The sequence below is a fragment of the Alteromonas sp. W364 genome, from assembly GCF_031846205.1.
Taxonomy (GTDB): Bacteria; Pseudomonadota; Gammaproteobacteria; order Enterobacterales; family Alteromonadaceae; genus Glaciecola; species Glaciecola blandensis.
On record NZ_JAVRID010000006.1, the window covers coordinates 104012 to 122757 of the forward strand.

Annotated in this window: 19 protein-coding genes; 1 reads left to right on the forward strand and 18 read right to left on the reverse strand. The window is 43.7% G+C overall.

The annotated features are described in order from the left end of the window. Window positions 1-11 precede the first annotated feature (11 nt). The 9 genes from der to ndk form a co-directional block, all read right to left on the reverse strand. Entirely contained in the window at window positions 12-1454 is a 1443-nt protein-coding gene (gene der / locus RM556_RS11155) for a ribosome biogenesis GTPase Der (RefSeq protein WP_311374602.1), read from the reverse strand. A gap of 82 nt (window positions 1455-1536) precedes the next feature. Beyond that, window positions 1537-2760 (reverse strand): outer membrane protein assembly factor BamB, encoded by a 1224-nt coding sequence (gene bamB / locus RM556_RS11160; protein ID WP_311374603.1) that lies wholly within the window; start codon window positions 2758-2760, stop codon window positions 1537-1539. Beyond that, window positions 2750-3394 carry a tetratricopeptide repeat protein gene (locus RM556_RS11165; protein WP_311362760.1) on the reverse strand — a complete coding sequence of 215 codons (645 nt, stop codon included), beginning with the start codon at window positions 3392-3394 and terminating at the stop codon, window positions 2750-2752. The genes bamB and RM556_RS11165 overlap by 11 nt, the downstream gene beginning before the upstream one ends. A gap of 65 nt (window positions 3395-3459) precedes the next feature. Further along, the gene (hisS, locus tag RM556_RS11170; RefSeq protein ID WP_311362761.1) at window positions 3460-4731 is read right to left on the reverse strand and encodes a histidine--tRNA ligase; all 1272 of its coding nucleotides are present in this window, start codon (window positions 4729-4731) and stop codon (window positions 3460-3462) included. A gap of 134 nt (window positions 4732-4865) precedes the next feature. Continuing rightward, window positions 4866-5987 (reverse strand): flavodoxin-dependent (E)-4-hydroxy-3-methylbut-2-enyl-diphosphate synthase, encoded by a 1122-nt coding sequence (gene ispG / locus RM556_RS11175; protein WP_311374604.1) that lies wholly within the window; start codon window positions 5985-5987, stop codon window positions 4866-4868. Beyond that, a complete protein-coding gene (locus RM556_RS11180; protein ID WP_311362763.1) occupies window positions 5987-7066 on the reverse strand; it encodes a RodZ domain-containing protein in 1080 nt (359 codons plus the stop codon). Before RM556_RS11180 ends, ispG begins: the two co-directional genes overlap by 1 nt. After that, the gene (gene pilW / locus RM556_RS11185; RefSeq protein ID WP_311374605.1) at window positions 7059-8603 is read right to left on the reverse strand and encodes a type IV pilus biogenesis/stability protein PilW; all 1545 of its coding nucleotides are present in this window, start codon (window positions 8601-8603) and stop codon (window positions 7059-7061) included. Before pilW ends, RM556_RS11180 begins: the two co-directional genes overlap by 8 nt. An 18-nt stretch (window positions 8604-8621) precedes the next feature. After that, window positions 8622-9779 carry a bifunctional tRNA (adenosine(37)-C2)-methyltransferase TrmG/ribosomal RNA large subunit methyltransferase RlmN gene (locus RM556_RS11190; RefSeq protein ID WP_311362765.1) on the reverse strand — a complete coding sequence of 386 codons (1158 nt, stop codon included), beginning with the start codon at window positions 9777-9779 and terminating at the stop codon, window positions 8622-8624. A 186-nt stretch (window positions 9780-9965) separates the two neighbouring features. Then, window positions 9966-10397: a nucleoside-diphosphate kinase gene (ndk, locus tag RM556_RS11195; protein WP_195734533.1), complete on the reverse strand. Its 432-nt coding sequence runs from the start codon at window positions 10395-10397 to the stop codon at window positions 9966-9968. A 243-nt stretch (window positions 10398-10640) separates the two neighbouring features. Here ndk and RM556_RS11200 point away from each other — a divergent pair, with 243 nt between their 5' ends. Next, window positions 10641-11282 (forward strand): CIA30 family protein, encoded by a 642-nt coding sequence (locus tag RM556_RS11200; RefSeq protein WP_311374606.1) that lies wholly within the window; start codon window positions 10641-10643, stop codon window positions 11280-11282. A gap of 45 nt (window positions 11283-11327) precedes the next feature. On the opposite strand, the gene fdx is transcribed toward RM556_RS11200, so the two are convergent. From fdx to trmJ, 9 genes are all read right to left on the reverse strand, one after another. Then, window positions 11328-11666 carry an ISC system 2Fe-2S type ferredoxin gene (fdx, locus tag RM556_RS11205; protein ID WP_311362769.1) on the reverse strand — a complete coding sequence of 113 codons (339 nt, stop codon included), beginning with the start codon at window positions 11664-11666 and terminating at the stop codon, window positions 11328-11330. A gap of 16 nt (window positions 11667-11682) precedes the next feature. Continuing rightward, window positions 11683-13560 carry a Fe-S protein assembly chaperone HscA gene (gene hscA / locus RM556_RS11210; protein ID WP_311374607.1) on the reverse strand — a complete coding sequence of 626 codons (1878 nt, stop codon included), beginning with the start codon at window positions 13558-13560 and terminating at the stop codon, window positions 11683-11685. 15 nt (window positions 13561-13575) lie between these two features. Then, complete coding sequence (gene hscB / locus RM556_RS11215; protein ID WP_311374608.1) at window positions 13576-14088, reverse strand: Fe-S protein assembly co-chaperone HscB; 513 nt, start codon at window positions 14086-14088, stop codon at window positions 13576-13578. Window positions 14089-14197: 109 nt separating this feature from the next. After that, on the reverse strand, window positions 14198-14521 hold the full coding sequence (iscA, locus tag RM556_RS11220; protein WP_311374609.1) for an iron-sulfur cluster assembly protein IscA: 324 nt from the start codon (window positions 14519-14521) through the stop codon (window positions 14198-14200). A gap of 75 nt (window positions 14522-14596) precedes the next feature. Then, the gene (gene iscU, locus RM556_RS11225) at window positions 14597-14980 is read right to left on the reverse strand and encodes a Fe-S cluster assembly scaffold IscU (protein WP_311362772.1); all 384 of its coding nucleotides are present in this window, start codon (window positions 14978-14980) and stop codon (window positions 14597-14599) included. A 116-nt stretch (window positions 14981-15096) separates the two neighbouring features. After that, a complete protein-coding gene (locus RM556_RS11230) occupies window positions 15097-16320 on the reverse strand; it encodes an IscS subfamily cysteine desulfurase (RefSeq protein ID WP_311374610.1) in 1224 nt (407 codons plus the stop codon). An 11-nt stretch (window positions 16321-16331) separates the two neighbouring features. Beyond that, a complete protein-coding gene (iscR, locus tag RM556_RS11235; protein WP_311362774.1) occupies window positions 16332-16820 on the reverse strand; it encodes a Fe-S cluster assembly transcriptional regulator IscR in 489 nt (162 codons plus the stop codon). Window positions 16821-16992: 172 nt separating this feature from the next. Continuing rightward, a complete protein-coding gene (cysE, locus tag RM556_RS11240) occupies window positions 16993-17880 on the reverse strand; it encodes a serine O-acetyltransferase (protein ID WP_311374611.1) in 888 nt (295 codons plus the stop codon). Beyond that, window positions 17834-18619 carry a tRNA (cytosine(32)/uridine(32)-2'-O)-methyltransferase TrmJ gene (gene trmJ, locus RM556_RS11245; protein ID WP_311374612.1) on the reverse strand — a complete coding sequence of 262 codons (786 nt, stop codon included), beginning with the start codon at window positions 18617-18619 and terminating at the stop codon, window positions 17834-17836. Before trmJ ends, cysE begins: the two co-directional genes overlap by 47 nt. Between the last annotated feature and the right edge of the window lie 127 nt (window positions 18620-18746).

Consider the following 18746-nt stretch of genomic DNA (forward strand, 5'->3'; position numbering starts at 1 on the left):
TGCTTTCGATACTAGCGTTTTTTGTGGAAAGACATTAAGCGCTTACGCTTCCGTTCCTGCGCTAAAGTTAGCTTATTCTTTTTACCTTCAAACGGGTTAGCACCCTCTTTAAACTCGATTCGTATGGGCGTACCCATCGTCTTAAGAGCTTTGCGGTAATAATTCATTAGGTAACGTTTATACGACTCTGGTAAGTCTTGAACTTGGTTACCGTGAATAACAATAACAGGCGGATTGTAGCCACCAGCGTGCGCGTATTTCATTTTCACACGACGACCGCGGATTAGCGGAGGCTGATGGTCGTCTTGCGCCATCTCCATTATTTGGGTCAACATAGACGTGTTAATACGTTGAGTCGCTGAAGAGTACGCCTCTTGAACAGATTCAAACAGATGACCAACACCAGTGCCATGCAAGGCAGAAATAAAATGTAGTCGAGCGAAATCGACAAAGCCCAAGCGGCGATCAAGTTCACGCTTTATTTCATCTTTAACGTGACTTTCAAGTCCATCCCACTTATTTACTGCTAATACCAGTGAACGTCCAGAATTAAGAACAAAACCAAGTAAAGACAGGTCTTGATCAGAAATACCTTCACGGGCATCAATAACTAATAAAACAACGTTAGACTCTTCAATTGCTTGTAAGGTTTTAACAATCGAAAATTTTTCGACCACTTCTGATACTTTCTTACGCTTTCGTACGCCAGCAGTATCAATCAGAATATACTCGCGCTCGTCTCGTTGCATTGGAATAAAAATACTATCTCGGGTGGTGCCTGGTTGATCATAAACCACGACTCTTTCTTCACCCAAAATTCGGTTTGTTAAGGTAGACTTACCGACATTCGGCTTACCGACAATCGCTAGTTTAATCGGGGAATTCTGTAAACGCGCAAGCTTTTCGTCAGCGTCTTCTTCTTCATCGTGTACCTCTTCCACAATTGCCATGTCAGGAAAAGACTTGGCTAATGGTGATAGAACGTGCGTCATCAATTGAGAGACACCACGCCCGTGGGCAGCAGCAATTTGAAGGACTTCAGCGAAACCTAGTTTGTAAAAGTCTGCACTTTCACTGTCACCATCGATACCGTCGACTTTATTCGCTACCAAGTACATTGCTTTGTTCTGTTTACGCAGATGCTCAGCGATGCCAATATCTGCAGGTGTTAAGCCCGCCCTTGCATCCACTAAGAATAAAACGACGTCAGCTTCATCAATTGCTAGTAAAGATTGCTCAGCCATAGCAGCGTCGATACCTTCCTCATCGCCAGTGATACCGCCAGTATCGACAACAATGAAATTGCGCTCTTCGAATTTCGCTGGACCGTATTTACGGTCACGAGTTAAACCAGGAAAGTCAGCAACCAAAGCATCTCTGGTATTCGTCAATCGGTTAAATAATGTAGATTTACCAACATTGGGTCGCCCTACTAAGGCCACAACAGGTAACATTTTTTGCCCCTAAATAAAAAACGCCAACGGCAATCCATTGGCGTATTAAAAACTAAGTACTAAGAAAGTAAACAGCGAGCCCTTAAGGCTGAGTAACCGCCGCTATTTTACCATCCCTAGTTTGCACATATAGTACACCGTCATCACTGACTGGCCCAGTAAAAATGCCTTCGTCTTCATCGTCTTCGCCAACCTCTAATCGAGCAACTAATTTGCCTTCATCTTGACTAAACCAATGCACAAAACCATATTCATCACCAACCACAATATAATCACCGTGCGGCGTGGCAGCTGTTATATTACGTGATTTTAACGCTACATTGGCCCATAGCTCAACGCCGCTGCGACGGTCAATAGCATAAACATGGCTATCTTTGTCGACGACAAATAGACGGTTACCATCCAATGTCACATTGCGATAAGAACTATACTCACGCGTCCAAACAACTTGACCCGTGCGCAATTCAACCGCACTTAACGCACCGTTATAGGAGATAACATAAACATTACCAGCAAACACCAATGGCTTAACGTCAATATCCACAATTCGCTCTAACTCAGTCGCACCTGATGGACTGGCGATTTGCGTCTCCCAAGCCACTAAGCCTGTTTCTATAATGCTAACCTGAAGTTTTCCTGCTGGCGTACCAATGAGTGCACCGCCACTGTCAGCTGCCGGTGCAGATACGCCTCGAAGACTCAAAGGTGGTACGTCGGTTTCGGTTATCCACTTTTCGTCACCCGTTTTAGGATCCAAGGCAATCAAATGGCCTGACGTAGTATTTACCAGCACGATACCAGCATCAACAGCAGGTGCAGCAATGACTTCACCTTGCACGCCCACTTTCCAGTTTAATTCACCCGTAGATTCATCTAATGAATAAACGTAACCGTCTTCGGTTCCAAAGTAGACACTCTGATACGCCACTACTAGACCACCAGAGATTTTAGCTGACACTGCGCGATTCGAATACCACAACAAGGCTTTCTTTAAACTGTAGTTGTCGTAGTTCGCAAAATCTTGTTCCCACACTGGCTTGCCCGTTTCAGGGTCTAGTGCGACAACATCACCATCTCGGCTGGCAACGAACACCTTTCCATACCCCACAGCAGGTGTTAGGCGAGAGAAATAGTCATACACACCGTCTCCTACCTGAGCATCCCATTTTATTGTGGGTTGAAACTGGGCTTCGATGGGTTTTAAACGTCTTATTTCGAGCTCATCGTCGTCTGCAAACCAATCAGAAATTGTTGCACAACCAGACAATGACAGCGCTAGAGCTGCAATAATTAACTTATTCTTCACTAGTACCACCAGCCACTTGTGTTGCTGCGAAATTTAGATTGCTAAGTTTCATTTCAACTAATCTATTTTGAGGCTGTTCACTTAGCACCGCATCATAAGCCGCCTTTGCATTGTCAAAATCTTTCAAGGCGACGTATATATCCCCTTTTATTTCTTGTACTTGGTCTGAATACGAATCACTTGCCACTGAATCAAGCGTGGCTAGAGCGGCTTGACTATCGCCCAATTGATGCTCAACACGAGCTAAACGCATTTTAGCAAGATCTGCTACCGCAGGGCTTGGCGCGTTACTAACTGCCATCGTCAAATGCACTTTTGCAGATTCAAAATTCTCAGCGCTTACCGCTTTTTGTGCCGCCATTAAGCTTGCAAGCACGGAATAGCCAGAGTCGCTATTTTCTTTCGCGAATGCTTCTACGGCATTGAGGCCATTTTCGCTATCAATTGATTCCAAGGTTTCTTGAAACGCGATTGATTGCGCTTCTTTGTCAGCAATGACTTTATTACCGTACCACTGCCAAGCACCTAGGCCACCTAAACCAAGTACAATACCAACGCCAATCGCGACGCCGTTTTCTTTCCAGAAATTCTTAATCGCTTCTACTTGTTGTTCTTCGGTTTCGTAACGTTCCATTTCAATCCTCTGCGCTTACTGCTTTTATCTTTTTATATTAATTAACTAGTGTAATCCAATACTCATCAAATCATGCTTGTTAGCGAGGCTAACGCCGAGATATCGAGACTAGATTGTGCTTTATCTTGTGTTAAAAACTTAAGTGTCATGGTGTTGTTTGCCAGCTCTTCGTCACCGACGATGATGGCAAGTGATGCACCAGACCCAAGGGCTTTTTTCATTTGTTTCTTAAAGTTACCGCCGCCACAGTGTTGTTGTACTTTCAATGTTGGCGCAGCATTTCTTATCTGTTCAGACAAACTGCTGGCTTTCGCTTCAGCCTGTTCGCCTATGGTCATTAAATAAACGTCAACCGGATTAATGGCCACATTTTGATTTTCTAAACTCTCTACCAACAGAACCAGCCTTTCTAATCCCATTGCAAAGCCTACGGCTGGACTCGCCTTGCCGCCTAATTGCTCAACCAAGCCATCGTAACGTCCGCCTGCACAAATAGTTCCTTGTGCGCCGAGCAGGTCTGTTACCCATTCGAAAACTGTGCGGTTGTAATAATCAAGGCCACGCACCAAACGTGTATTAACTGTGTATTGGATACCTAAATCGTCCAATCGTTCACATAAAAGTGAAAAATGCTGTTTTGACTCTTCGTCGAGATGATCAATCAACTTTGGCGCATCTTTTACAATTTCTTGAACCGCAGGGTTCTTGCTATCCAGAACACGCAAAGGGTTGCTTATCAATCGACGCTGACTGTCTTCGTCTAGACTGTCGTGATGTTGTTGCAAAAAGGCCACAAGAACCTCTTTGTAAGCGGCTCTTGCCTCAGCAGAACCCAAAGAGTTGATTTGTAACTCGACTTTGTCAGAAATACCGAACGCTTTCCACAAGCGAGCGCCAATTAATATCATTTCAACATCTATGTCTGGACCAACAAAACCATATGCTTCGGCACCAAATTGGTGAAATTGGCGATACCGTCCTTTTTGTGGACGCTCATGACGAAACATAGGCCCCATATACCAAAGGCGTTGCTGCTGATTGTATAACAAGCCATGTTCATTGCCGGCTCGGACGCAACACGCAGTCCCTTCTGGTCGCAGTGTTAAACTGTCCCCATTGCGGTCTTCAAAGGTATACATTTCTTTTTCAACAATATCGGTGACTTCACCAATAGAACGTTTAAATAAATCCGTACTTTCAACAATAGGCGTGCGGATTTCTTGATATCCGTAATTAGCCACTACTTGGCGTATATTAGCCTCGACAAATTGCCAAACTCCAGTTTGTGAAGGTAAGCAGTCATTCATACCTCTGATTGCTTGAATATTCTTTGCCACGCTCGTCTCTATTTTGTTGAAATCAGCGCGACATTATAAGGATTTTGTTGGGCGGGGTAAAACATACATAAGGGGTTTTTGCGTGTTTTCACCTTTTTTTTCGTGCAAACACGCATTGATTGAATATATTCGGACTATTTAGCGAGGTTTGTTACCTGAATTCGATTATTCTCATCCAACTGCGCCGCTTTTGCACGAATACGTTTTTCCAACTGATCGACTAAATCATCATTAGATAATCGCTCTCTTTGGCGTTTACCATCAAGATAAAAACCACTCATATTGCGAGCGCCAGTTAAACCTAGATCAGACACTTCGGCCTCACCGGGTCCATTCACCACACAACCGATAATCGATACGTCCATTGGAGTAAGAATATCTTCTACCCGTTCCTCGAGGGCATTCACTGTCGATATCACATCAAACTCTTGGCGCGAACAACTAGGACAAGCAATAAAATTGATGCCGCGCGAACGAATGCGTAAAGACTTGAGGATATCGAAACCAACTTTGATTTCTTCAACTGGATCAGCTGCCAAGGAAATACGGATGGTATCACCAATACCATCGGCTAAGAGCATGCCTAAACCTACTGCGCTTTTAACCGCTCCTGCACGGAAGCCACCAGCTTCGGTGATACCGAGATGGAGTGGTTGCTGAATCTGTTTGGCCAATAAGCGATAAGCGCCTACAGCAAGAAAGACATCAGATGCCTTAACACTCACTTTAAATTGGTCGAAATTGAGCTTATCCAGAATATCAACATGTCGCATAGCTGATTCAACAAGTGCTTCTGCTGTAGGTTCTTTATACTTTTCCTGAATTTCTTTCTCTAAAGACCCGCCATTTACGCCAATACGAATTGGAATATTCTTATCTTTTGCGCAGTCTACAACAGACTTCACTCTTTCCATGTTGCCGATATTGCCGGGGTTAATGCGCAAGCAGTCCACTCCATACTCTGCAACCTTTAGCGCAATACGGTAATCAAAATGAATGTCGGCCACTAATGGCACATTTACTTGTTCTCGTATTTTTTTGAAGGCTTCAGCTGCGTCCATCGTAGGTACGGATACACGCACAATTTCACCACCAACGGCCTGAATTCGCTTTATTTGCGCAACTGTTGCAGCAACGTCGGTTGTTTCGGTATTGGTCATAGACTGAACGGCGATAGGAGCGCCACCGCCAATAGGCACATTGCCTACATTGATTCGAGTAGATTTACGACGAACAATTGGAGAATCAGAAAACATTATTCACCTGTTACAGATAATTCAAACTTAACTGGGACACCACGTCTATATTCACTTAGATCGACGTCTTTACCAGCAAAATTAATTTTTACGGTTTCTGGCGGGCACATATTCACTGAAATAGGTGGTACGCCGCTGACTGGCATCACTCTGCCTTTTACTTTTACGCCTACAGCCATGACTTCGTCATTTGCATCAGTCACCTGTAACCAACAGTCTTCTGAGAAAGTAAAAACAAGGTCTACAGTGCCATCAGAGTTCACTTCGTAATCGCCATAATCGCTTGAGTCAAATACGGCGATATCACCACTATCTAGTACCGGATCATCATTACTGAAATCATCAGCCACTTTTTCAATTTGATCTTGCGCAGTTTCAACACCCTCGGTCACAAGGGCTGCTGCATCGTCTACTATTGGTTCTGCTATATCTTCAGCTTCAGAAATGAAATCTGACGTTGTTGGACTTGTGTCGGTACTTTGCTGCACAACTTCTTGCTCGGTGACTTCTAACTCATCTGGTAAATCGGCAGGAGGAAGCGCTGGCTCTTGCTCACGACTGAGGACATCCACTAATTCCCCCTCTTGCGCGCTAGCGTCTTCAGAGCTTGCAGACGTGAACCAAGAAAAGCGTTCTAAAAATGGTTTATCCGAGGTTTCAGATTGTTGGAACCACCAAATAACCAAAGATGCTAAAACAAGAAAGATAATCAGGTAGGTGACCATCATCCACCTATCGTCGTTAGCTTGCCTAGCGACACGTTGAGAAAAACTCTGCAGTTTAGCTGGTTGTTTTTCCCCTTGGTGAAGTATATCAAAGGCTTCTAGCAAGGGTTCTGATGGCATACCTAGTAATTTGGCATAAATACGCACGTAGCCTTTCGTAAAGGTGATTGATACGCCGGGTTTGTGAGTATCACTCTCGATATCTTGAATATTGTTTAGACGTAAATGAAGTCTATCGGCAACTTGCTGTTGTGATAGCCCCATGGCTTCTCTGCCTTGGCGCAGTTGCTGACCTGGTGTAGCTTTTGTCGACTCTGTCGCCGCTTCTTGTGTATTGCTATTTTCATCAGTCATTCGATTTTGGGTCCTTTACCCGCAGCTTCGTCCCTATTTGGATAGAAGATGCATCGTCTAGTTTGTTCCATTGCATAAGATACTTCATTTTAACGTTATATCTAAGTGAGATTTGATACAAGTTTTCCTTAGGTTTGACTATATGATAAACAGGTTTGTCTGCATCATCGCTATCACCCCTCTCTACAATTTGCGTACTTTCGCTTGCTGTCTCGTTTTGACTTTCAGCGACATCGGTAATCACCTGCTTTGGTTCACTTTTTTCAAGCTCAGCAAGAGGCTCACTTGGCACCACTTGCGCAGGCTCTTCAACTGCTTGCTCTGCATTATCAAATGCGGCTTCTAATTCGGCTTCACGTTTTGCTACTTCCTCAGCACTTAAGCTTGGCTTAGTCATGGCAGGAACAGTTGCGGCAGGAGTACTTGAAGTGCTTTCCACATTATTTTTAAGATCTTCCTTAGGGCTTTGCGTTGCTTGTGTAGCTACTTGCGCTGCCACTTCTTCTGACTCGGCAGTCTCTTCTGTCGTAATCGGCACCTCAACAACCGCGGTTGGTGCTAATATCATCGCTTTCTTTTTCGGTGGCTCTGGGTTCGACTTTTCTTCTACTTGCACTACTTCAGCGGCGCCATCCTCAGCTTGAGTCACTGCTGCACTTGGCTTATCTTCAACTTGCACTTGATTAGGTACAGGATCTGCCGTTCCTGCTGGGCCTGTTGGCTCAACGCTAACGCGTCTCTTTGACTTTACAGTAGCAACCGGCTGGAATTTACCCATTTGCTTCTTAAATAGTGCTGTATTGGGATGGTCAGGATACATACTCTTCATAATCTCACCGTAAGACAGTGCAGATTTTGTGTCACCTAGGCCTTGCGCAATCTCATAGGCTAACCATAAGGACTGAGGAGAGACTTGTGAAACACGTTCATATTTCCATAAGGTTTTCTTTGCATCACCAAAATTCCCTTCTTGAGCCTGTAATTGGGCTAGCAAATAAAGACTCTTTGAGCGTGTAGGTTGATGGTTTAAGGCAGACTGAAAATAAGTCAGAGCCTCATCAGACCGACCTTGATCTTGGGCGCATATTGCCAGATTCTCATAGGTTTCTGCCGTTGATACATAACTCTTATTATTTACCGCGCGAAGGAAGTAAGACTTGGCTCTTTCGTATTTCCCTTGCTCACATAAAAAAGCACCATAACTGTTAATAATATCAGCGTTCTCCGGGCCATATTTCAGTGCGCGATCGTAATATTCATTGGCCAAACCCAGTTCATCAACTTGCTGGTAGTAAAAAGCCATCGCAAAGTTAGCATTTGCCGATCTGGGAGAGAATTCCAGAGCCTTATCTAGGTTAGCTTTCGCTTGCGCAAAATTCCCGTTATTTAAATAAGTGAGTCCAAGACTGACGCGTGTCTTTGCCGCTTCGTCGTTATTAATTGCTTCGGCGCCCGCAAAGGCAGGGTCACGAGGTTCAGATACACAGCCCGCTAAGGTCGCGCATACAACAAACATTGCGATCAATTTTTTCAACATGTTAATCTCTTTGTTTTCTTATTCAGTCATTTTTACCGAAATTGGCAATCCATTCATCTGTTTTTTCAACAATCTTTTAGTCCGGTCTACAACATCACCCACCAACTGGCCACAAGCTGCATCGATATCATCTCCACGTGTTTTTCTGACTACAACAGTAAAACCATATTCCATGAGGACTTTAGCAAACCTATCCATTCTTGAATTACTTGAGCAAGTATAAGGTGATCCAGGGTAAGGATTAAACGGGATCAAATTAATCTTGCTTGGTGTATCTTTTAACACTTTGGCCAACTCGTGCGCTTGATCAGTACTATCATTAATATGACTCAACATCACATATTCTACTGTGACTTTGCCTTGGTTCGCTTTTGATTTCGCTAAGTAGCGACGAACACCCGCTAAAAACTCCTCAATTGGGTATTTTTTATTTACTGGCACTATTTCGTCACGCAAAGTGTTATCTGGTGCGTGCAAGGATATTGCTAGCGCTACGTCGATTTGGTCACCCAGCATATCTAAAGCAGGAACTACGCCAGAAGTACTTAAGGTCACACGACGTTTTGACAAGCCAAACCCAAAATCGTCCAACATAATACGCATAGCTGGAATAACATTTTTAAGATTGAGCAGCGGCTCTCCCATTCCCATCATAACGACATTCGTAATAGGGCGTTGAGAGGTGTCTTTGGACAAACCAATAAAGGTAGCAACTCGCCACACTTGGCCAATAATTTCCGCTACCGACAGGTTGCGATTAAACCCTTGTTGTGCAGTCGAACAAAAAGTACATTCGAGAGCACAGCCGACTTGTGAAGACACGCACAGTGTGGCGCGATCAGTTTCTGGGATCCAAACTGTTTCGACCTCTTGCCCACCGTCCAGTAGTAGAGCAAACTTGATTGTTCCGTCAGAGGCTTGTTGATGCTGAGAAATGACAGGCGCTTCAATATGGCAACGACTTTTTAATTTTGCGCGAAGGTCTTTATTAAGGTTCGTCATTTTATCGAAGTCAGATTCACCCGCTTGGTAAATCCACTTCATTAACTGATCGGCCCTGAATGGCTTTTCATTGATAGAAGCAAAAAAGTCACGCAATCCCTGACGATCAAAGTTCAATAAATTGACTTTTTTGTCTGTTGCTTCAATAACTTCATTTTGGGTGCTTGCGGACATTTTATTACCTTGAATTTAATTGCATCACTGTCGAGCTGTATGGCAAAACAAATCACTATGTTTCTACTATGAGCCCTTAATTACCATGATATACGTATTCGACAAAATTTCAGAGTTTAATCGACTATAATTAGCGATAAACTAAAAAAGGGAGCCGAAGCTCCCTTAGTATAACACTTCGTTTGCTTAGCGTGTGCGTGGGCAAATTTCTTCGTCAGAGAAGAAGTAAGCAATTTCGCGGGCTGCAGACTCTGGCGCATCAGAACCGTGACAAGCATTTTCGTCAATTGATTCTGCGTAATCAGCACGCAAAGTACCAGCAGCGGCTTCAGCTGGATTAGTTGCACCCATGATTTCTCTATTTTTTACAACTGCGTTGTCGCCTTCTAAAACTTGAACCATTACTGGACCAGAAGTCATGAAGCTTACTAAAGCGCCGAAGAAAGGACGTTCGCTATGTTCTGCATAGAAGCCTTCGGCTTGCTCTTTGCTCATATGAACCATTTTTGAAGCAACGATGCGCAAGCCCGCTGATTCGAAACGGTTGTAGATAGCGCCGATAACATTTTTTGCTACTGCGTCAGGTTTAATGATTGAAAAAGTGCGTTCTAAAGCCATGGTTAATTCTTCCAGTTTGCTATATTTTAAAAATTCGCGCGATTATAAAGAAGATAGACGTAAAAACCTACCCCTTCATTTAAATTTCATTTACTTGTTGTAAGCGATAGTGAGCACACTTGGTGACCAAAGCTTGGAAAAAGACAGCGAGAACAGTGTGATAAGACCATACAGTAGATACTGAAACTGAACTAAAATACTTAGCTCGAGTATAAAGTTTTTTAGGGACATTGGGCACTCACAGTGAAATTATTGTTTTTAATCATAATGGCCGGTGCGCTTGCGTTTGATAGCAATGCGAAGAACACTCGCGCAGAAAACACGTTGCAAGGGGAAACTTCGAGTATGGAAACATCTAAGACCACAAAAAGGGTGAGTCAGATATTGTTTCAGAGCGAAAACGACATTGCAGCGTGGCGCAGAGTCAATGACTCGGTGATGGGCGGTGTTTCGCGCTCAAGTATGACAAATGAAGGCCAATATGGGGTATTTTCTGGCACTCTTTCTTTGGATAACAATGGTGGCTTCGCCTCGGTGAGAAGATTATGGACGCCGACTGAAAAGATGCCTAACACTGAACTTGGAACGAAAGGCAAACTCACTTTAAAAGTGAAGGGTGATGGTCAGTACTATCAACTTCGTTTTAGAACCAACCGATACTTGGATGGCGTTTCATATGCTAGTGGCTTCCAAACTAAAGCTAATGAGGTAACCGAGCATAGCTTTGATTTAAACGATTTTGTGCCTGTATGGCGTGGGCGTCAGTTAAGAAATGTAGAAGCGCTAGCATGGGAGGATATTGTTCAAATTGGCATCATGATCACTCAAAAACAGGAAGGTCCTTTTAAGCTTAAGGTGGAGTCAATTGCTTTGGCTTCGATATGAGTGAAAAATTTGCGAATAGAACTTGTCTACCCGCAACATACCAGTTTAATGGTCTTCGCTTGCGTGATTAATAGTGTATTTCGGAATTTCAACCACTAGGTCTTCGTCTCGAATGATTGCTTGGCAACCTAAGCGAGAATCTGGCTCTAAGCCCCATGCTTTGTCGAGCAGATCATCTTCCAGTTCATCCGTTTCACCTAAAGAGTCAAATCCTTCACGAATGATTACGTGACAGGTTGTGCAGGCACATACTTTTTCGCAGGCATGCTCGATGCCAATACCATTCTTCAGTGCAACATCAAGAACAGATGTCCCTTTGTCACCCTCAAGTACTGCACCATCTGGGCATAATTCGGCATGAGGTAAAAATATAACTTGTGGCATGTTTTCTTATCCTAATCTAAATATCATCAACTGAGTGACCAGACAGCGCTTTTTGAATCGACTTGTCCATTCTTCTTGCAGCAAAATCTTGGCTAAGCTTGTCAACCTTGGTTATTGCTTGTTTAATCGCTTCAATGTCGCCAGCTTTGGCTATATCAACTAGCGCGAACAAAGATGCTTCAATCGCGCTTCGTTCTTCGTCATTGAGTAATTCGTCTCCGTCTTCGGCCAAAGCGCCTTGCATCGCTTCGAGCACTCTACTCGCTTCTACCTGTTGCTCTTTGAGCATACGCGCTTGCATGTCATGCTTGGCATTCTGCATGCTTGACTGAAGCATGCTCAAAATTTCTGACTCTTCCAACCCATAGGAAGGTTTAACTTGTATCTCTGCTTGTACACCGGTTGATTTTTCCATCGCTGTGACGTTAAGCAAACCATCCGCATCAACTTGAAAGGTAACTCGGATATGCGCTGCACCAGCAACCATCGGCGGAATACCAGTAAGCGTAAACTTGGCGAGGGAGCGACAATCTTCAACTAATTCTCGTTCACCTTGTAACACATGCACCATCATAGCCGTTTGGCCATCTTTAAACGTAGTAAATTCTTGTGCTTTTGCTACTGGGATTGTGGTATTTCTTGGAATAATTTTCTCAACTAAACCGCCCATAGTTTCAATACCTAAGGATAATGGCAAAACGTCCAGTAGCAACATGTCACTATCGGGTTTGTTTCCAACCAAGATATCGGCTTGTATACCAGCACCTATCGCAACGACCTTATCTGGGTCAATAGAAGTCAATGGAACTCTCCCGAAGAAGTCAGCAACCTGAGTTCTCACAAGAGGAACACGAGTAGAGCCACCCACCATGACCACATTATTAACGTCATCTATCGACACATCTGCGTCTTTCAAAGCACGTTTGCAGGTAGCGATCGTCTTTTTCACTAAGTCTGCAATGAGTTCGTTAAACGTTTCTAGGCTCACCGTGATATTACTCTGAACAGTTTCTCCTGACGCCTGAAGCAGCTGAAGCTCACCATTAAACGTAGTGTTATCGCTCAAGCATTCCTTGGCTTGTTTGGCTATATTCATCAAACGTCTGTGATTTAGCTTTTGGGAAGCGTCGTCTAAGTGCAAAGTATTGGAGACATAATCGGCTACGAGATGATCGAAATCATCCCCACCAAGAGCCGAATCACCGCCGGTTGCGAGTACCTCAAAGACGCCTTTGTTCAATCTTAGAATAGATACATCAAATGTACCGCCACCTAAATCGTAAACTGCAATAACGCCTTCTTCTTCGCTATCTAATCCGTAAGCGATGGCAGCCGCTGTAGGCTCATTCAATAGGCGTAACACGTTCAAGCCGGAAAGCTGCGCGGCATCCTTAGTCCCCTGACGCTGAGCGTCATCAAAATAGGCAGGAACGGTGATAACCGCACCCGTAATTTCCTCTCCCATACTCGCTTCAGCTCTCGTCTTAAGCGCACTTAGAATATGTGAAGATACTTGGATTGGATTGAACTCGCCTTTGGGAGTGATAAAACGAGGCGACGTCGTTTCTGACGAAAACTGATAAGGCAACTGGTGCCAATGCTGAGTCACATCAGCTAAGGTACGCCCCATGAATCGCTTAACAGACATAATGGTATTTTCAGGATCGGCGTTTGAATTGTCTCTGGCATGAAAACCGACATCAATAGAATCAGTTGCATAATGTACGACCGAAGGCAGAAGGTGGCGACCTTGTTCGTCAGCAAGCGTCACACACTGGCCACTTCTCACTGCGCTGACCAAGGAGTTTGTCGTTCCTAAATCAATACCAATGCCGATTTTTCGCTCGTGCGGAGCAGCACTTTGCCCGGGCTCCGCGATTTGTAATAAAGCCATGTAAATTAGTACCCTTTACGCTTCTAATGTGTCAATTTTTGCATCGATCTCTGATGCTAGTTTTAGCATGAATTTCATTTTACGCAATTCATCTGCTGCTTGTTTATCATCACTTTCAGTATTTTTTTCTAAGAGAGCGCGAATAGTCGCTTCTTGTGCGTCAACTTCACTCTTATTTTCAACGGCCAATTGATTTAGTGCATCAACGGAGTCAGCATCTTCAAGCGCTTCTCTCCATTCCATTTGTTGCATCAAAAAGTTTACATCACCAACGGTTTCTTGTTCATTCGCCAATTCAATGCCACGTAATCCCAACAAATGCTCACCACGACTAACAGGAGACCGAAGAACGGTATACGCGTCGTTGACCTGTGCGTTTTTGGTTAAATACATACGTTTTTGTTGCTCACTCGCACTAGCGAAGCGATCTGGATGAGTCAATTTTTGAAGAGTTTGATAGTGCTGTTTGAGCTTGCTTAAATCAATCTCAAACTGTGCTGGAAGATTGTATAACTCAAAGTAATTCATGCGAAAAAGACCTTGATGGTTGGCGTGTTATGTCTTGTTTTCCTGTTATCTGGTAGATACAGGAAAACAAGCCGGCGATGACGTTTTACTGGGAATGAGTATTCACGCCTTAAACGTTGAAACTTTCTCCACAACCACATTCACCGTTAGCATTCGGATTGTTGAATTGGAAACCTTCATTTAAGCCTTCTTTGGCAAAGTCTAACTCGGTACCGTCTAGGTAGACTAGACTTTTACCGTCAATAACAATTCTAACACCGTTATCTTCAAATACTTCGTCGTCCGGATTCAATTCATCAACAAACTCAAGAACATAGGCTAAGCCAGAACAACCAGTGGTTTTAACGCCCAAACGCAATCCTAGACCTGTTCCACGCCCGTCCATAAATGCTTTTGCTCTTGATGCTGCTGCATCAGTGACCTTAATACCCACTAAATTGCTCCTCGTGTTAACTTGTTCTTGTGCTTGCAGCATTGCAGCGAAGCCACAATGCTCAATGATATCAACTTACTTCGCGTGCTTCGTTTTATAGTCAGCTACAGCTGCTTTGATCGCATCTTCAGCGAGTATTGAACAGTGAATTTTCACTGGTGGCAAAGCTAGCTCTTCCGCAATGTCAGTGTTTTTAATTGATGTAGCTTCATCAATGCTTTTACCTTTTACCCACTCAGTCACTAATGAGCTAGAAGCGATAGCAGAACCACAACCGTAGGTTTTGAACTTCGCATCTTCAATAATGCCGTTTTCGCCCACTTTCAATTGCAGCTTCATCACATCGCCACACGCTGGTGCGCCAACCATGCCAGTTGCAATACTAGGGTCATTTTTGTCAAAACCGCCCACGTTACGTGGATTTTCATAATGGTCGATTACTTTTTCACTATAAGCCATAATAATTGCCTCTTCATCACTATCAACGTGTTACGTCGTAGTATTTTCGCTAAAGTATCTAATGATACCAATTCAACTTAGGTCGAATACAAGAGATTCAACCCTCAATTCCTAATTTAGTGCGCCGTCCACTCTACTGAGTCTAGGTCGATACCTTCTTTGTACATATCCCATAATGGCGACATCTCACGAAGCTTGTCGATTGCATTACGAATCACTTTAATCACGTAATCAATTTCTTCTTCCGTTGTGAAGCGACCAATACTAAAGCGGATTGAACTATGTGCTAACTCGTCATTTAAGCCAAGTGCACGCAGTACATAAGATGGCTCAAGGCTGGCAGAAGTACACGCAGAACCAGAAGAGACAGCCATGTCTTTTAAGGCCATAATCAAGGACTCGCCCTCAACGTAAGCAAAGCTCACATTTAAGTTGTGGGCAACGCGATGTTCTTCATCACCGTTTAAATAAACAGCTTCAATGTCTTTGACGCCATTGTACAATTTGTCACGTAGCATCTTCACACGTTCATTCTCAGTTGCCATTTCTTCTTTGGCAATTCTAAACGCTTCGCCCATACCTACAATTTGATGAGTTGCTAAGGTTCCAGAACGCATACCTCGCTCATGACCGCCACCGTGAATTTGCGCTTCGATACGTACTCGTGGTTTACGTGATACATACAATGCACCAATACCTTTCGGACCATAGGTTTTATGGGCAGAGAATGACATTAAATCCACCGGTAAAGCTTGCAAATCGATTGGCACTTTACCTGTACTCTGTGCAGCATCAACGTGAAAAACAATCTTACGTTCGCGACAAATATTACCAATCGCTTCAATATCTTGAATAACACCGATTTCATTGTTTACATGCATGATACTGACTAGCACTGTGTCATCGCGCATTTCAGCCTGAAGCTTGTCTAAATCTACCAGTCCATTCGGCTCAGGCATCATGTAGGTCACTTCGAATCCTTCACGCTCTAACTGACGCGTTGTATCTAATACAGCTTTGTGCTCAGTTTTTAAGGTAATGATGTGTTTACCGCGTTTCTGATAAAACGTTGCTGCACCTTTAATCGCCAAGTTGTTTGACTCTGTGGCACCTGAGGTAAATACAATTTCTCTCGGGTCCGCATTGACTAAGTCTGCGATTTGATTTCTTGCAATGTCCACCGCTTCTTCTGCAACCCAACCAAATTGGTGAGAACGTGATGCAGGGTTACCGAAATTACCTTCATTAGTCAGGCATTCTTTCATTTTTTCGGCGACACGAGGATCAACAGGGGTCGTTGATGAATAGTCTAGGTAAATGGGTAATTTGATATTGCTCATTATCGCTCCGCTTACAGTTGCATACTGATTTCTATGTCGCTAACTAAATTTTTAGCTGCCGTTTTGCTTGAATCTTGACGGCCAGCTACTTCTTTTACTTCATTCTTTGTCATCAATTCACCAATGGTTATGCCATTCAAAAATTGACTAATTCGATCGCTTAAGTCTTGCCATAAGGTGTGAGTTAAGCAGCGCTCGCCGCCTTGACAGTCTGACTGTCCTTGACACCGTGTTGCGTCGACCGACTCATCTACTGCCCGAATAACGTCGCCAATTGCAATTTCACTTGGTGCTTTACCTAACTGATAACCACCGCCTGGACCTCGAACACTAGATACTAAGTTCTCTTTACGTAAACGAGAAAATAATTGCTCTAGATAAGACAAAGAAATTTCCTGCCTTTCCGAAATATCTGCCAATGGAACCGGGCCTTTTCTCGAGTGCAAAGCAACATCTAACATTGCTGTTACTGCATAACGCCCTTTAGATGTTAGCTTCATAATGTACCCGCTCCGCTTAAGTGTTCGCGTGTGTCTGAACACTACTGATGGCAATTGATATTTGCTATTGATGATGCGGAGAATTGTATATACCTGAGTAATTTTGTCAAGTATATACCTGAGTAAATTAGTAGGTTATTTATTCCTACCTTATAATCTCAGCTAATATCACCTAAATGTGTGGGTCAAAGGCTTCAACTGCAGCCTTCTTTAACACAGGCGATATGCCGGTTTCAGCAAAATCTTCTATATCCAGTCTAGGAATTGAATCAGTGCAAACGTCACCACCTAACGATTGAATGACTTTACACATTTCTTCGACTTTCGTGTCCATTTGATGCACATGTTCAAGCATAATGCCCATCGCATTTGCTACCGGATCGGGGTTGTCTTCACTCACCGCGTAAGCATCAAAACCATATTTCTTTGCAATTGCTTGTCGTTTTTCACTCACATGTTCGCGTTTATCACTTGATTCTTCTGCGCGTTGTAAGATGATTCGTCCGGGAATACCAACACAGGTTGCGTTTGCAGGTACATCTTTAACGACAACGCTGTTAGAACCGACTCTCGCGTTCTTGCCGATCGTAATAGGACCTAGTACCTGTGCACCAGCACCTACTACTGAATTATCTTCTAGCGTTGGATGACGTTTGCCTGCTTGCCAACTCGTTCCGCCCAGCGTTACACCGTGATACAAAGTAACATCATTGCCTACGATAGCCGTTTCACCAATCACAACGCCCATACCGTGATCAATAAATACACGACGACCGAGTTGAGCTCCTGGGTGAATCTCAATGCCTGTTAAAAATCTGGAAATATTGGATAGAAAACGGGCCAACCAATTCAACCGCCAAGTCCATAGCTTATGACTAAAGCGATGGATCCACACAGCGTGCAGACCAGGATAATTGAAAATGACCTCAAGGGAGTTTCTCGCCGCAGGATCACGGTGAAAAACACTTTTTATATCTTCGCGAATTCTACTAAACATTCGTTTGCTTTCTCGTTTACTTAACTGTATCTGAACTGTCTGTTGAGCTCTTATCAGTGTCATCGGTGAGCTTTGTATCTCTACCGGTCACTTTATCAATAGAAGATAAAATACCTCTTAGTATGTTCAGCTCTTGCTTTTCAGGCCTGGCTCGATTGAATAGTCGCCTTAACTTCGTCATAACGATGCCTGGGTGATTCGCCACTATAAACTGAGTTTCTTTCAGCGTGGCCTCTAAATGTGTATAAAACCGCTCTAAATCTTCATTGCGAGGGTAATCTGCTTCTTCCGACGGAGGGAATTTTGCCGCCTCAATATCAAGGTGATTCACACGAATTTCGTAGCACAGTGTTTGTACTGCTGCCGCGATATTCAACGAACTATAATCAGGGTTAGCGGGAATACAAACATGAAAATGGCATTGCTGAAGTTCTTCATTAGTTAGGCCATTATTTTCGCGTCCAAACACTAAGGCCACAGAATATTTTTCAGATTCTACAACCAGTTTTTCACCGCACTCTCTGGGCGTTAGCATCGGCCATGGTAAAGTGCGTGAACGAGCTGAAGTTCCAACGACTAAACCGCAATCACTCACCGCTTCTTCCAAGGTTTTTACCGTTGTCGCATTCGCTAAAACATCGCCAGCGCCAGCAGCCAACGCACTCGATTTTCCGTCTGGAGGCGATACCGGGTCAACTAAATACAAAGAGCTTAGGCCCATTGTTTTCATTGCTCTGGCAGCCGAACCAATATTACCTGAATGGCTGGTATTAACGAGGACGATTCGAATGTCAGAAAGCATGCGTTATTAACCTTGATATAAAAAATGTACAGAGTGTCTATTTGCCTTTACTACCCACGGATTCGGATTGTTTATTCCGCTATGTGAGGTGCAAATTTATGGGGCGAGAGTATATCACCATCGAAGT

What these genes read in the sequence shown, in the direction of transcription:
- der (WP_311374602.1), bottom strand. Translation starts at nt 1,454, where the DNA reads ATGTTACCTGTTGTGGCCTTAGTAGGGCGACCCAATGTTGGTAAATCT.
- RM556_RS11165 (WP_311362760.1), bottom strand. Translation starts at nt 3,394, where the DNA reads ATGGAACGTTACGAAACCGAAGAACAACAAGTAGAAGCGATTAAGAAT.
- ispG (WP_311374604.1), bottom strand. Translation starts at nt 5,987, where the DNA reads ATGTTTTCTGATTCTCCAATTGTTCGTCGTAAATCTACTCGAATCAAT.
- RM556_RS11180 (WP_311362763.1), bottom strand. Translation starts at nt 7,066, where the DNA reads ATGACTGATGAAAATAGCAATACACAAGAAGCGGCGACAGAGTCGACA.
- pilW (WP_311374605.1), bottom strand. Translation starts at nt 8,603, where the DNA reads ATGTTGAAAAAATTGATCGCAATGTTTGTTGTATGCGCGACCTTAGCG.
- RM556_RS11190 (WP_311362765.1), bottom strand. Translation starts at nt 9,779, where the DNA reads ATGTCCGCAAGCACCCAAAATGAAGTTATTGAAGCAACAGACAAAAAA.
- ndk (WP_195734533.1), bottom strand. Translation starts at nt 10,397, where the DNA reads ATGGCTTTAGAACGCACTTTTTCAATCATTAAACCTGACGCAGTAGCA.
- fdx (WP_311362769.1), bottom strand. Translation starts at nt 11,666, where the DNA reads ATGCCACAAGTTATATTTTTACCTCATGCCGAATTATGCCCAGATGGT.
- hscA (WP_311374607.1), bottom strand. Translation starts at nt 13,560, where the DNA reads ATGGCTTTATTACAAATCGCGGAGCCCGGGCAAAGTGCTGCTCCGCAC.
- hscB (WP_311374608.1), bottom strand. Translation starts at nt 14,088, where the DNA reads ATGAATTACTTTGAGTTATACAATCTTCCAGCACAGTTTGAGATTGAT.
- iscU (WP_311362772.1), bottom strand. Translation starts at nt 14,980, where the DNA reads ATGGCTTATAGTGAAAAAGTAATCGACCATTATGAAAATCCACGTAAC.
- RM556_RS11230 (WP_311374610.1), bottom strand. Translation starts at nt 16,320, where the DNA reads ATGAGCAATATCAAATTACCCATTTACCTAGACTATTCATCAACGACC.
- iscR (WP_311362774.1), bottom strand. Translation starts at nt 16,820, where the DNA reads ATGAAGCTAACATCTAAAGGGCGTTATGCAGTAACAGCAATGTTAGAT.
- cysE (WP_311374611.1), bottom strand. Translation starts at nt 17,880, where the DNA reads ATGACACTGATAAGAGCTCAACAGACAGTTCAGATACAGTTAAGTAAA.
- trmJ (WP_311374612.1), bottom strand. Translation starts at nt 18,619, where the DNA reads ATGCTTTCTGACATTCGAATCGTCCTCGTTAATACCAGCCATTCAGGT.